The organism is Streptomyces boluensis (genome assembly GCF_009908195.1).
Lineage (GTDB): Bacteria > Actinomycetota > Actinomycetes > Streptomycetales > Streptomycetaceae > Streptomyces > Streptomyces boluensis.
The window spans coordinates 1-13326 of record NZ_JAAAHS010000207.1; the positions used below are offsets into that span (position 1 = coordinate 1).

Genomic DNA, 13326 nt, shown 5'->3' on the forward strand with positions numbered 1-13326 from the left:
CACCCCCACCCGTACGCTGATGCCCAGTACCGGTGGGGGCCGGTGCCGTTCAGGGGGCGAGACAGCCGGGTACGACGCCCGGAGTGGGGGTAGCAGTCAGAGCACGGCGGCGGCCGTGCCACCCGCACCCGGGCGCCGTACCCGCGCCGAAGTCAGCATTCCGTCTCCCACCGGGGATCCGGGGACCATTGCTCCCCGGAAATCGAGCCTGGGGGTACCACGTGGTCCGGATCCGTGTCCTGGTCGTCGACGACCACCGCATCTTCGCCGAGTCACTCGCGGCCGCCCTCGCGGCCGAGCCCGACGTGGACGTGACCGCCGCGGGCAGCGGCCCCGCGGCCCTGCGCTGCCTGGACCGGGCGATGGCCGAAGGCCGCGGGTTCGACGTGCTCCTCGTCGACGCGGACCTCGGATGCGCCGCACCCGGAGCGCACGCAGGAGTGCACGCGGGGGCGCACACCGTACCGCCCGCGCGCGGACTCCCCGACAGCGGCGACGACGGCCCGGTCGACGGCATCTCCCTGGTGGCGGGCGTGCGTTCGGGCCGAGCCGAGGTGCGTACCGTCGTGCTCGCCGAGAAGGACGACCCGCGCCGCGCGGCCCTCGCCCTGCAGGCCGGCGCCTCCGGCTGGGTCGCCAAGGACTGCTCGCTGTCCCGGCTGCTCAATGTCGTACGCGGAGTCCTGCGGGACGAGACGCATCTGCCGCCCGCCCTGCTCACCGGCGTCCTCAGAGAACTCACCGCGGCCCGTAAGCACCGCACCGAGAGCGAGCGGCTCGTCGAGTCCCTCACCCCGCGCGAACGGGAGGTGCTGCGCTGCATGGTGGCGGGCCTGGGGCGCAAAGCGGTAGCGGAGCGCCTCTTTCTGTCACCGCACACCGTCCGGACCCACATGCAGAACGTCCTGGGGAAGCTCGGAGTGCACTCCACGCTCGCCGCCGTCGCCCTGGCCCGGCGCGCGGGGATCAGCCCGGCCGAGCCGGGGCCGGAGCCGGGACTAGCCGGGGATGTTGTCGAACGGGGCGGTCAACTGGCGTAGCAGACCCGCCAGTTCACCCCGCTGCGTACGCGAGAGTTCCGCGAGGATGGCGCGCTCCTGCTCGAGCAGTCCGGCGAGCGCCTGGTCGGCGCGGTCGCGTCCCTCTGGGGTGAGGCGGACCAGCACACCGCGCCGGTCGCTGGGGTCCGGCAGCCGCTCCACCAGGCCCTTCTTCGCGAGCCTGTCGATGCGGTTGGTCATCGTGCCGGAGGTGACCAGGGTCTGTGTGAGCAACTGCCCCGGCGAGAGCTGGTACGGAGCACCGGCCCGGCGCAGCGAGGTGAGCACGTCGAACTCCCACGGCTCCAGGTTGTGCTCGGAGAAGGCGAGCCGACGGGCCCGGTCGAGGTGGCGGGCGAGTCTGCTCACCCTGCTCAGTACCTCAAGCGGTTCCACGTCGAGGTCGGGGCGTTCTCTGCGCCACGCCGCGACCAGCCGATCGACCTCGTCCTCCATGGCGATCAGTGTAGTGGGTCCCTCGATGTGAAGTCTCTTGACGTCGAGAGATATTCTGGCTTCGCTGTGGGCATCGTCGCGAAGCAAGTGCCTTCCGGAAATGCACCGCGTACCTGGCAGGGAGCTCGAACATGCATTCCGCACCAACCTGGGATCCGCAACAGTACCTCCACCACTCCAGCCACCGGACCCGCCCCTTTCTCGATCTGCTCGCGCAGATACCGGAGTTGCCCACCGCGGCTCCAGGGGTCGGGCCGCGCATCGCCGACCTGGGCTGCGGCCCCGGCAACGTCACGGCGCTGCTCGCCGACCGCTGGCCCACCGCCCACATCACCGGCTACGACAGTTCCCCGGAGATGCTCGCGAGGGCCGCCGAGTACGCCGGTCCGACACCCGGCGGCGGACAGCTCGACTTCCAGCCGGCCGACGCCGCGCACTGGGACCCCGACGACACCTACGACCTGATCGTCTCCAACGCCGCCCTGCAGTGGGTGCCCAACCACCCCGAGTCCTTCCCCCGCTGGATCGACGCGCTGCGCCCCGGCGGCACCCTCGCCATCCAGGTCCCCGGCAACTTCACCTCACCCAGCCACGCGCTGCTCGGCGAACTCTGCGACACCCCGCAGTGGCGTGACCGGCTCGGCGACCACGGCCGCCGCTTCGTACACATACTGGACGCCTCCGAGTACCTGACCCGGCTCACCGACCTCGGCTGCGAGGTGGACGCCTGGGAGACCACGTACTCCCAGCTCCTCGCCGGTGAGGACCCCGTGCTCGACTGGGTCAAGGGCACCGCCCTGCGCCCCGTCCTCACGGAGCTCGCCGACGATCCGGACGCGGCCGCGGAATTCCTCGCCGAATACCGCGACCTGCTGCGCAAGGCCTACCCGCCGGGCCCGCACGGCACCGTGTTCCCGTTCCGCCGGATCTTCGCCCTCGCCCACAAGAAGGGCTGACACCTTTCGGCCGCGACGCCGGACCGACGCCCCGCCACCCCCATGAAGGCGGGGCCGACGCCGGACGAGCAGCCCGCCGGAACGGCGAACGCCGCCGCCCCGACCGACCCGTCACGCACCGCACGGCGCGACAACCGGTCAGGGGCGACGGCGAACCACCGCGGCCGTACCGCTCAGTTCTTCCGGTGCCCTATCAGGCGCGGCTTCTGCTCCAGGCCGTCCAGCCCGTGCCACGCCAGATTCACCAGATGCGCCGCCACCTCCGCCTTCTTGGGCTTGCGCACATCCAGCCACCACTGGCCGGTCAGCGCGACGCTGCCCACCAGCGCCTGCGCGTACAGCGGCGCCAGCTTCTGGTCGAAGCCGCGGTTCTTGAACTCGAGGCCGAGGATGTCCTCGACCTGCGTAGCGATGTCGGAGATCAGCGAGGCGAACGAACCCGTCGACTGCGCCACCGGCGAATCCCGCACCAGGATGCGGAAACCGTCCGTGTACTCCTCGATGTAGTCGAGCAGCGCGAACGCCGCCTGCTCGCACAGCTCCCGCGGATGCCCGGCCGTCAGCGAACTCGTCACCATGTCGAGCAGCCGCTGCATCTCACGGTCCACCACCACCGCGTACAGACCCTCCTTGCCACCGAAGTGCTCGTACACCACCGGCTTGGACACCCCGGCCTTCGCCGCGATCTCCTCCACCGACGTGCCCTCGAAGCCCTTCTGCGCGAACAGCGTGCGACCGATGTCGAGCAGCTGCTGGCGCCGCTCGGCGCCCGTCATCCGGGTCCGGCGGGTACGTCGCGGCTTCTCGCCGCTGGGCGGGGTGGTCAAGGAAGCGGAGGGGTTGGAGGAACCGGATGGTTTCGAGGATTTCGATTCGGTCGCCACGCATCAATCATGCCGCGTCCGCCGCCTGCGGCTTGCGCCGGGACTCGATGCGCGACGCCGACGGCCAGCGCACGTCATGCGCCCAGCCGAGCTGCTCGAACCAGCGGATCAGCCGCGCCGACGAGTCCACCTGCCCCTTCATCACACCGTGCCGCGCCGAGGTCGGGTCGGCGTGGTGCAGGTTGTGCCAGGACTCACCGCAGGACAGCACCGCCAGCCACCACACGTTGCCGGAACGGTCGCGGGACTTGAACGGTCGCTTGCCCACCGCGTGACAGATCGAGTTGATCGACCACGTCACGTGGTGCAGCAGCGCCACCCGGACAAGCGAGCCCCAGAAGAACGCCGTGAACGCGCCCCACCACGACATCGTCACCAGGCCGCCCACCAGCGGCGGGATCGCAAGAGAAATGATCGTCCAGAAGAGGAACATCCGGGACACCCGACGGATCGCCGGGTCTCTGATCAGGTCCGGCGCGTACTTCTCCTGCGGCGTCTGCTCCTCGTCGAACATCCAGCCGATGTGCGCCCACCACAGGCCCTTCATCAGCGCCGGAACGGTCTCGCCGAACCGCCACGGCGAATGCGGGTCGCCGTCCGCGTCGGAGAACTTGTGGTGCTTACGGTGATCCGCCACCCAGCGCACCAGCGGCCCCTCGACCGCCATCGACCCCATGATCGCCAGCGCGATCCGCAGCGGCCGCTTCGCCTTGAACGAACCGTGCGTGAAATACCGGTGGAAACCGATCGTGATGCCGTGGCAGCCCAGGAAGTACATGAAGACGAGCAGCCCCAGGTCCACCCAGCTCACCCCCCAGCCCCACGCCAGCGGCACCGCGGCGAGCAGGGCCAGGAACGGCACGGTGATGAAGAGGAGCAGAGTGATCTGTTCGAGCGACCGCTTCTGCTCACCGCCGAGTGTGGCGGAGGGCATTGGTCCGGAATCACCCCCCTCCGACTGTGGAGGGTTCGCCTGCGGGGCGTCGTCGATCACTTCGGAGCTCGTGGTCATGGGCGTCCCCTGTGGGGTAGAGGGTGTACGGCGATTACGCGAGGTCACGGGAATTCCTGCAGTTCCTTCTGCCGGTCTGGCGCGGATCTCCCGCGCGGTTCCTACGGGTGCGTAACCTACGGCGACGTAAGTATGGCAGCGCTCGCCCAGGCCACAAGTGGCCACCGACAGGCCCCGGCGGATCGCGACCTATCCTGGGTGGCGTCGGACAGCGTGGTCCGCTCTGAGTCTTCCCCGGAATCGGGTATTCCAGCTCGGATCCCCCGAATTACGGAGTTTTCCTCAGTTTCCTCCAGATACGAGCTCAACACTGCAAGGAGCCGCACCTGTGAGCAGTGCAGACCACCAGAACACGAGCACAAGCGCCGAACTCCGCGCCGACATCCGTCGCCTCGGAGACCTCCTCGGTGAAACCCTGGTACGCCAGGAAGGCCACGAACTCCTCGACCTCGTCGAGCAGGTCCGCGCCCTGACCAGGGAGAACGGCGAGGCCGCCGCCCAGCTCCTCGGCGACACCGAGCTGGAGACCGCCGCCAAGCTGGTACGCGCCTTCTCCACCTACTTCCACCTCGCCAACGTCACCGAGCAGGTGCACCGCGGCCGCGAGCTCGCCGCCCGCCGCGACGCCGAGGGCGGCACCCTCTCCCGCACCGCCGACCTCCTCAAGGACGCCGACCCGGAGCACCTGCGGGAGACCGTCGCCCACCTCAACGTGCGGCCCGTCTTCACCGCCCACCCCACCGAGGCCGCCCGCCGCTCCGTCCTCAACAAGCTGCGCCGCATCGCCGAGCTCCTCGAAGCCCCGCGCTCCGCCGCCGACCGCCGCCGCCTCGACCTGCGCCTCGCCGAGAACATCGACCTGGTCTGGCAGACCGACGAGCTCCGCGTGGTCCGCCCCGAGCCCGCCGACGAGGCCCGCAACGCCATCTACTACCTCGACGAGCTGCACACCGGCGCCGTCGGCGACGTCCTCGAGGACCTCACCGCCGAGCTGGAGCGCGTCGGCGTCGAACTGCCCGCCGGCACCCGCCCCCTCACCTTCGGCACCTGGATCGGCGGCGACCGCGACGGCAACCCCAACGTCACCCCGCAGGTCACCTGGGACGTGCTGATCCTCCAGCACGAACACGGCATCACCGACGCCCTCGAACTCGTCGACCACCTGCGCGGACTGCTCTCCAACTCCATCCGGTACGCGGGCGCCACCGACGAACTCCGCGACTCCCTCCAGGCCGACCTGGAACGCCTCCCGGAGATCAGCCCCCGCTACAAGCGCCTCAACTCCGAGGAGCCCTACCGGCTCAAGGCCACCTGCATCCGGCAGAAGCTCGTCAACACCCGCGAGCGCCTCGCCAAGGGCACCCCGCACGAGACCGGCCGCGACTACCTCGGCACCGCCGAGCTCCTCGCCGACCTCACCCTCATCCAGACCTCCCTGCGCGAACACCGCGGCGGCCTCTTCGCCGACGGCCGCATGGACCGCACCATCCGCACCCTCGCCGCGTTCGGCCTGCAGCTCGCCACCATGGACGTACGCGAACACGCCGACGCCCACCACCACGCCCTCGGCCAGCTTTTCGACCGCCTCGGCGAGGAGTCCTGGCGCTACGCCGACATGCCGCGCGACTACCGGCAGAAGCTCCTCGCCAAGGAGCTCCGCTCCCGCCGCCCGCTCGCCGGCCGGCCCGCGCCCCTCGACGCCGCGGGCGAGAAGACCCTCGGCGTCTTCGAGACCGTCAAGAAGGCCCTCGCGGTCTTCGGCCCCGAAGTCATCGAGTCGTACATCATCTCCATGTGCCAGGGCGCCGACGACGTGTTCGCCGCCGCCGTCCTCGCCCGCGAGGCCGGACTCGTCGACCTGCACGCCGGCTGGGCCAAGATCGGCATCGTGCCGCTCCTGGAGACCACCGACGAGCTCCGCGCAGCCGACGTCATCCTCGACGAAATGCTCGCCGACCCCTCGTACCGCCGCCTCGTCTCGCTCCGCGGCGACGTCCAGGAGGTCATGCTCGGATACTCCGACTCCTCCAAGTTCGGCGGCATCACCACCTCCCAGTGGGAGATCCACCGCGCCCAGCGCCGCCTGCGCGACGTCGCCCACCGGTACGGCGTACGACTGCGCCTCTTCCACGGCCGCGGCGGCACCGTCGGCCGCGGCGGCGGCCCCTCGCACGACGCGATCCTCGCCCAGCCCTGGGGCACCCTCGAAGGCGAGATCAAGGTCACCGAACAGGGCGAGGTCATCTCCGACAAGTACCTCGTACCGTCCCTCGCCCGCGAGAACCTCGAACTGACCGTCGCCGCGACCCTGCAGGCCTCCGCCCTGCACACCTCGCCCCGACAGTCCGACGAGGCCCTCGCCCGCTGGGACGCGGCCATGGACACCGTCTCCAACGCCGCGCACGCCGCGTACCGCAAGCTCGTCGAAGACCCCGACCTGCCCACGTACTTCCTCGCCTCCACACCCGTGGACCAGCTCGCCGACCTGCACCTGGGCTCGCGGCCCTCCCGCCGCCCCGGCTCGGGCGTCTCGCTCGACGGACTCCGCGCCATCCCGTGGGTGTTCGGCTGGACCCAGTCCCGGCAGATCGTCCCCGGCTGGTTCGGCGTCGGATCAGGCCTGAAGGCCCTGCGCGAAGCCGGACTCGACACCGTCCTCGACGAGATGCACGAGCACTGGCACTTCTTCCGCAACTTCCTCTCCAACGTCGAGATGACCCTCGCCAAGACCGACCTGCGGATCGCCCGGCACTACGTCGACACCCTCGTGCCCGACGAGCTCAAGCACGTCTTCGAGACCATCGAGACCGAACACGCCCGCACCGTCCAAGAAGTCCTGCGCATCACCGGCGGCACCAAGCTCCTCGACAGCAACCCGGTGCTCCAGCAGACCTTCGACATCCGCGACGCCTACCTCGACCCGATCTCCTACCTCCAGGTCACCCTCCTCAAGCGCCAGCGCGACGCCGCCGCCTCCGGCGCCGAACCCGACCCGCTGCTCGCCCGCGCCCTGCTCCTCACCGTCAACGGCGTCGCCGCGGGCCTCCGCAACACCGGCTGACCCGCCCCGCCCACAGAAACGCCCGTGCCGGGCAACGCGACCAACCGCGTTGCCCGGCACGGGCGTTCACGCATCCAGCAGTACGGGCACGCGCCTCACAACGTCGCGAACGACGCCACCAACAGCGCGGCCCCCGTCAACCCCACACCCCAAGCAGTCCGCGGCTGCCGCAACCCGCCCCCGATCACCACACCCGCAAGCACCAACGCGCCCCCCAACGGCACCCACGCGTGCAGAAAACCAGGCCCCCCGGTCCGCACCACCTCGTCCGTACCGGGCTTCACCGCCACCGGCACCTTCACGCCCTTGCGCTCACCGATCGACTTGTCGATCACCACCCGGTCCCGCGGCTCAGCCCCACGCCCCGCCGGCACGAACGGCCCCGTACACGTCTCCTCCGCACACCGGGCCACCGACATCGTGCCCTGCTCCCGCTCCTCGGACAGCATCACGTGCTGCGCCGTCTGCCAGGAGGTCCACACCCCCGCGACAAGCAGCAGCAACGCGAGCAGGACGGACCCGGCACGCCGACCGAAAAGCAGAAGACCCGGCTGGGCAGTAGCGGCAGACATGGCCGCGATCCTTGGCCAAGAAAGAGCCCCCGGTCAAGCGCGAGCAACCACCCGACTCACGAGTTGTACGTACTCTGCGCCCGCTCAAGACCCTCGATGACCAGCGCCTCCACCGCATCGGCGGCCCGGTCCACGAAATAGTCGAGCTCCTTGCGCTCCGCCCCCGAAAAGTCCTTCAGCACAAAATCCGCGACCTGCATCCGCCCCGGCGGCCGCCCGATCCCGAACCGCACCCGGTGATACTCCGCGCCCATCGCCTTCGTCATCGACTTCAGCCCGTTGTGCCCGTTGTCCCCACCACCGAGCTTCAACCGCAGCACACCGAAATCGATGTCCAACTCGTCATGCACCGCAACGATGTTGGCCGTCGGCACCTTGTAGAAATCCCGCAGCGCCGTCACCGGCCCACCCGACAGATTCATGTACGACAACGGCTTCGCGAGCACCACCCGACGGCTCCCCGGCCCCGGCGGACCCACCCGGCCCTCGACGACCTGCGCCTGCGCCTTCCCGTGCCGCTTGAAGCCCGCACCCATCCGGTGCGCAAGCAGATCGGCCACCATGAAGCCGACATTGTGCCGGTTGTCGGCATAACCAGGACCCGGATTGCCGAGCCCGGCGATCAGCCAGGGCGCGTTCGCGTCGGTCGTCATGACGTAGCTCTCCCCATCAAAACTCTCCCCGCGGAAAAGCGCGGGCCCAGAAACGCCACGATGCCGGGCACCGTCGCAGCACGACGGTACCCGGCACCGGGACAGCGAACGATCAGGCCTCGGCGGACTCGTCGCCGGCCTCCTCGGCCTCCTCGGCCTGCGCGGCCAGGACCTGCAGGACGACAGCGTCCTCGTCCACGGCCAGCGTCGTACCGGCGGGCAGCGGAACGTCCTTGGCCAGAACCTGCGCACCGGCGTCCAGACCCGCGATGGAGACCGTCACGGACTCGGGGATGTGCGTGGCCTCGGCCTCGACCGGCAGCGTGTTCAGCACGTGCTCGAGCAGGTTGCCACCCGGGGCGAGCTCGCCCTCGGTGTTCACGTAGATCTCGACCTGGACCTTCTCGCCGCGCTTCACGAGCAGCAGGTCGACGTGCTCGAGGATGCCCTGACGCAGCACGTCACGCTGGATCGCCTTGGGGATGACCAGCTGGCTCTTGCCGTCGATGTCCAGGTTGATCAGGACGTTCGGGGTCTTCAGCGCCATCAGCGTGGCGTGGTGCGGAAGCGAGACGTGCACCGGAGCCTCACCGTGACCGTAGACAACGGCGGGCAGCTTGTCGGCGCGACGCAGACGGCGGGCGGCACCCTTGCCGAACTCGGTGCGGGCCTCAGCGGAGATCTTGACCTCGGACATGCTCAACTCCTCGTAAAGGTGAGAAACGGACAGGTCACCCGGCCACCTACGGCCTGCTACGAAGAGCGCGTCGATAACGGACACCGCACAGAAAAGTGCGGCCTCCCTCGCCGAGCAACTTCGACAGTTTACTCGGCAGGAAGGCCGCACCAGAAATCGATCTACGAGACCGCCTACTGCTCCTCGAACAGGCTGGTCACGGAGCCGTCCTCGAACACCTCGCGCAGCGCCCGCGCGATCGTCGGCGCGATCGAAAGCACCGTGATCTTGTCGAGCTCCAACTCACTCGGCGTCGGCAGCGTGTTCGTGAACACGAACTCGCTCACCTTCGAGTTCTTCAGCCGGTCCGCAGCCGGACCCGAAAGCACACCGTGCGTCGCCGTCACGATGACGTCCTCCGCACCATGCGCGAACAGCGCGTCCGCCGCGGCACAGATCGTGCCACCGGTGTCGATCATGTCGTCCACCAGGACACAGACCCGGCCCTCGACATCACCCACGACCTCGTGCACCGTCACCTGGTTCGCGATGTCCTTGTCACGCCGCTTGTGCACGATCGCGAGCGGCGCACCCAGACGGTCACACCAACGGTCCGCCACCCGCACCCGGCCGGCGTCCGGCGAGACCACCGTCAGCTTGTCCCGGTCGACCTTCGCACCCACGTAGTCCGCCAGGATCGGCAGCGCGAACAGGTGGTCCACCGGACCGTCGAAGAAGCCCACGATCTGGTCCGTGTGCAGGTCGACCGTCACGATCCGGTCCGCACCCGCCGTCTTCATCAGATCAGCGACCAGCTTGGCCGAGATCGGTTCACGTCCACGGTGCTTCTTGTCCTGCCGCGCGTAACCGTAGAACGGCACGATCACCGTGATGCTCCGAGCGGACGCCCGCTTCAACGCATCGATCATGATCAGCTGTTCCATGATCCACTTATTGATCGGAGCCGTGTGGCTCTGGATCAGGAAGCAGTCCGCGCCACGTGCCGACTCCTGGTACCGCACGTAGATCTCGCCGTTGGCGAAGTCGAACGCCTTGGTAGGAACGACGCCGATGCCCAAGTGGTGGGCGACCTCCTCGGCCAGCTCGGGGTGGGCGCGGCCGGAGAAGAGCATCAACTTCTTCTCGCCGGTCGTCTTGATCCCGCTCACAGCACAGTCTCCTCAGACGTGTTCATCGCAGCCCTGAATACGAGCCAGCCGAATGGTGTGCAGCTATCACGGTACGCCGCCTCAGACGCACCTGTTTCCGGTCAGCTTTCGCCTTCCGCCTCCGAAGCAGCAGCCTGAGCCGCCCGCGCAGCCGCGCTCCCCGGACGCTTCCGAGCCACCCAACCCTCGATATTCCGCTGCTGGCCACGGGCGACCGCCAACGAACCGGGCGGCACATCCTTCGTGATCACAGACCCCGCAGCGGTGTACGCACCGTCCCCCACCGTGACAGGCGCCACAAACATGTTGTCCGAGCCCGTACGGCAATGAGAGCCGATCGTCGTGTGGTGCTTGTCCTGACCGTCGTAGTTCACGAACACACTCGCCGCACCGATGTTGGAGTACTCACCGATCGTCGCGTCCCCCACATACGACAGATGCGGCACCTTCGTCCCCGCACCGATCGACGCGTTCTTCATCTCCACATACGTGCCGGCCTTCGCCTTCGCACCAAGCCGCGTCCCCGGCCGCAGATACGCGTACGGACCCACCAGAGCCCCCTCGCCCACCTCGGCACTGTCCGCCACCGAGTTGTCCACCCGCGCACCCGCACCGACCACCGTGTCCGTCAGACGCGTGTTCGGCCCCACCTCGGCCTCCGCACCCACATGCGTGGCACCGAGCAACTGCGTACCGGGATGCACCACTGCGTCCGGCTCGAACGTCACCGACACATCCACCAACGTCGACGCCGGATCCACCACCGTCACACCGGCCAGCATCGCCCGCTCAAGAAGCCGGTCGTTGAGGGTCCGCCGCGCCTCGGCCAACTGCACCCGGTTGTTGATCCCCGCGATCTCCCGGTGATCCCCAGCCACCGACGCACCCACCCGGTGCCCCGCCGCCCGCAGAATCCCCAGCACATCCGTGAGGTACTCCTCACCCTGACTGTTGTCCGTACGCACCTTGCCCAGCGCATCCGCCAACAGCCCACCGTCGAACGCGAACACACCGGAATTGATCTCCCGGATCGCACGCTGCGCCGCGTCCGCGTCCTTGTGCTCCACGATCGCCGTCACCGCACCCGCGGCATCCCGCACGATCCGGCCGTACCCGGTCGCGTCCGGCACCTCCGCCGTCAGCACCGTCACCGCGTTACCGTCCGCGCCATGCGTCGCCGCGAGCGCCCGCAGGGTCTCACCGGTCAGCAGCGGGGTGTCACCGCACACCACGATCACGGTGCCCTCGACGGCCCGCTCCCCGGCCAGCTCCTCGAGGCCCATCCGCACCGCGTGCCCGGTGCCGTTCTGCTCCTCCTGCACGGCCGTACGGATCGCCGGGTCGGACTCGGCGAGATGCGTGACGACCTGCTCACGGGCGTGCCCGACGACCACGACGAGCCGCTCCGGCTCCAACTCCTGCGCGGCGGCGACCACATGACCGACGAGGGAGCGCCCGCAGATCGCGTGCAGCACCTTCGGGGTCTTGGACTTCATGCGGGTGCCCTCACCCGCTGCGAGTACGACAACGGCGGCCGGGGGTGTGGCGCTCACGGGAATGCCCTTCGGCTTTGGTGTGCGGGGTGGACATCCGCAGGATACCGGGGCGTTGTGGGCCGGAAATGAGGACGGGTCCTGACCTTGGCGGTCAGGACCCGAACTAAGCCCTTGCGTGCTGTGGCTCCCCCGCAAGGATTCGAACCTTGACCTGCGGCCACCAAAAGACCGTGTGCTGCCTGGTTACACCACGGGGGACGGCCCTTGAGACCTTACCTGAGGCGGCTGCGTGCGTGGGAAGCGATTCCGCCCCACCACCCTTCAACACGCAGATACAGCTGGGCGCTCTGGTTGACCGAGACGACGAGACAGCCGTGGTAGTCGTCGCCGGTGTTCTTGCGGACGGTCTTCGGGTTGTGCCGCTTCAGGGTCGGCCGGCTGAACACGTCGACGTCCACGCCGAGCACATCCGCCCAGTACTGGTGAGCTCCGGGAAGGTCGGCGGACTCGTGTATCAGGAGGCGGTAGCGCCGGTGCTCCGGGGCGACTCCCAGCAGGTCCAGCCAGGCCGCGAAGGTCTCGATGACGCCAGGGTCACTGTTGACGAAGGTCACGCGCTCGCGGCGGGCGTGCGGCTTGCTCTTGCTGCCCTCTGCCCAGTAGAGCGCTACCCCGACCAGGAACAGCTCGCGGTCGGAGAGCTCACTGGTCTCCTGGTGCGCCGCATGTCGGATGCGCTCGCGTTCCTCGTCCTGTGCGCTACGCAAGCGTGCGAGGCCCGCGTGCATGAGGGCCTGCTGCTCCTCGGGTGTGTAGCGCGGCTCCGGCTTCGGCAGATCCCGCACCCACAGCGATATCGAACTCTTCGAGCAGCCCAGCTCCAGCTGGATCCGGTCGTACGTCCAGCCCTGGAGGCGGAGTTCGCGGGCGCGGTCTCGTAGGTCGTCTTTTGCGTTGGGGCGCTTCGTCCATGTCGGGGGCGGCTCGTCCTGGAGCAGCAGGTTGAGGAGGTCGTTGTTGTGGATCTTCAGTTCGTCGCGGATCCGGCGGCGGCTGTGGCCTGCCCGGCGTAGGGCGATGGCCTGTTGTCGGAGGGTGTCGAAGTCGGAGCTACTGCTCGTGATCTCTGGCATGCGGCAAGTCTTGTCCGGAATGCGGACGTCCGGGTCGAAAGTTTGGTCGATTCAGTAGTTCGGGTGATACCGGCTGGTTTCGCTTCCGTTCGAAGGGGCGATCTGTCAGAGCCCGTACCGGAACTGTCCGGATGGGCGTCGGTGCGCGCCCGTACGCTGGAGGGCATGACCACGACGGGGGTAGAGCACCAGGGGACGGCCGGGGGGCCGTGGTGGTG

12 protein-coding genes and 1 tRNA gene are annotated in these 13326 nt (G+C 68.9%); 3 read left to right on the forward strand and 10 right to left on the reverse strand.

The window, feature by feature from the left end; genetic code table 11:
• The first annotated feature begins 221 nt into the window (after positions 1 to 221).
• Positions 222 to 1040, forward strand: coding sequence for a LuxR C-terminal-related transcriptional regulator (locus GUY60_RS23340; RefSeq protein WP_161700965.1), 819 nt, complete (start codon positions 222 to 224; stop codon positions 1038 to 1040).
• Here GUY60_RS23340 and tamR read toward each other — a convergent pair.
• Entirely contained in the window at positions 999 to 1496 is a 498-nt protein-coding gene (gene tamR, locus GUY60_RS23345) for a MarR family transcriptional regulator TamR (protein ID WP_161700967.1), read from the reverse strand. The two genes, GUY60_RS23340 and tamR, sit on opposite strands and share 42 nt — an antisense overlap.
• Positions 1497 to 1627: 131 nt before the next feature.
• On the opposite strand from tamR, the gene GUY60_RS23350 reads away from it, so the two are divergent.
• Positions 1628 to 2452: a trans-aconitate 2-methyltransferase gene (locus GUY60_RS23350; RefSeq protein WP_161700969.1), complete on the forward strand. Its 825-nt coding sequence runs from the start codon at positions 1628 to 1630 to the stop codon at positions 2450 to 2452.
• 173 nt (positions 2453 to 2625) lie between these two features.
• On the opposite strand, the gene GUY60_RS23355 is transcribed toward GUY60_RS23350, so the two are convergent.
• Both GUY60_RS23355 and GUY60_RS23360 read right to left on the reverse strand, forming a co-directional pair.
• Entirely contained in the window at positions 2626 to 3279 is a 654-nt protein-coding gene (locus tag GUY60_RS23355; RefSeq protein WP_161700971.1) for a TetR/AcrR family transcriptional regulator, read from the reverse strand.
• 64 nt (positions 3280 to 3343) lie between these two features.
• The gene (locus GUY60_RS23360; RefSeq protein ID WP_161700973.1) at positions 3344 to 4348 is read right to left on the reverse strand and encodes an acyl-CoA desaturase; all 1005 of its coding nucleotides are present in this window, start codon (positions 4346 to 4348) and stop codon (positions 3344 to 3346) included.
• 328 nt (positions 4349 to 4676) lie between these two features.
• On the opposite strand from GUY60_RS23360, the gene ppc reads away from it, so the two are divergent.
• A complete protein-coding gene (gene ppc / locus GUY60_RS23365) occupies positions 4677 to 7409 on the forward strand; it encodes a phosphoenolpyruvate carboxylase (RefSeq protein WP_161700975.1) in 2733 nt (910 codons plus the stop codon).
• Between the two features lie 95 nt (positions 7410 to 7504).
• Here the strand turns inward: ppc and GUY60_RS23370 are convergent, their stop codons facing one another.
• From GUY60_RS23370 to GUY60_RS23400, 7 genes are all read right to left on the reverse strand, one after another.
• Complete coding sequence (locus tag GUY60_RS23370) at positions 7505 to 7981, reverse strand: hypothetical protein (RefSeq protein WP_161700977.1); 477 nt, start codon at positions 7979 to 7981, stop codon at positions 7505 to 7507.
• Positions 7982 to 8037: 56 nt separating this feature from the next.
• Positions 8038 to 8634, reverse strand: coding sequence for an aminoacyl-tRNA hydrolase (gene pth / locus GUY60_RS23375; RefSeq protein WP_161700979.1), 597 nt, complete (start codon positions 8632 to 8634; stop codon positions 8038 to 8040).
• A 112-nt stretch (positions 8635 to 8746) separates the two neighbouring features.
• Complete coding sequence (locus tag GUY60_RS23380) at positions 8747 to 9331, reverse strand: 50S ribosomal protein L25/general stress protein Ctc (protein ID WP_161700981.1); 585 nt, start codon at positions 9329 to 9331, stop codon at positions 8747 to 8749.
• Between the two features lie 173 nt (positions 9332 to 9504).
• A complete protein-coding gene (locus GUY60_RS23385; RefSeq protein ID WP_161700983.1) occupies positions 9505 to 10479 on the reverse strand; it encodes a ribose-phosphate diphosphokinase in 975 nt (324 codons plus the stop codon).
• 101 nt (positions 10480 to 10580) lie between these two features.
• Positions 10581 to 12032 (reverse strand): bifunctional UDP-N-acetylglucosamine diphosphorylase/glucosamine-1-phosphate N-acetyltransferase GlmU, encoded by a 1452-nt coding sequence (gene glmU, locus GUY60_RS23390; protein WP_161700985.1) that lies wholly within the window; start codon positions 12030 to 12032, stop codon positions 10581 to 10583.
• Between the two features lie 124 nt (positions 12033 to 12156).
• A tRNA-Gln gene (locus GUY60_RS23395) sits at positions 12157 to 12233 on the reverse strand.
• A gap of 14 nt (positions 12234 to 12247) precedes the next feature.
• Positions 12248 to 13108, reverse strand: coding sequence for a hypothetical protein (locus tag GUY60_RS23400; RefSeq protein ID WP_161700987.1), 861 nt, complete (start codon positions 13106 to 13108; stop codon positions 12248 to 12250).
• Positions 13109 to 13326 lie beyond the last annotated feature (218 nt).

What these genes read in the sequence shown, in the direction of transcription:
- tamR (WP_161700967.1), bottom strand. Translation starts at nt 1,496, where the DNA reads ATGGAGGACGAGGTCGATCGGCTGGTCGCGGCGTGGCGCAGAGAACGC.
- GUY60_RS23350 (WP_161700969.1), top strand. Translation starts at nt 1,628, where the DNA reads ATGCATTCCGCACCAACCTGGGATCCGCAACAGTACCTCCACCACTCC.
- GUY60_RS23360 (WP_161700973.1), bottom strand. Translation starts at nt 4,348, where the DNA reads ATGACCACGAGCTCCGAAGTGATCGACGACGCCCCGCAGGCGAACCCT.
- GUY60_RS23370 (WP_161700977.1), bottom strand. Translation starts at nt 7,981, where the DNA reads ATGTCTGCCGCTACTGCCCAGCCGGGTCTTCTGCTTTTCGGTCGGCGT.
- pth (WP_161700979.1), bottom strand. Translation starts at nt 8,634, where the DNA reads ATGACGACCGACGCGAACGCGCCCTGGCTGATCGCCGGGCTCGGCAAT.
- GUY60_RS23380 (WP_161700981.1), bottom strand. Translation starts at nt 9,331, where the DNA reads ATGTCCGAGGTCAAGATCTCCGCTGAGGCCCGCACCGAGTTCGGCAAG.
- GUY60_RS23400 (WP_161700987.1), bottom strand. Translation starts at nt 13,108, where the DNA reads ATGCCAGAGATCACGAGCAGTAGCTCCGACTTCGACACCCTCCGACAA.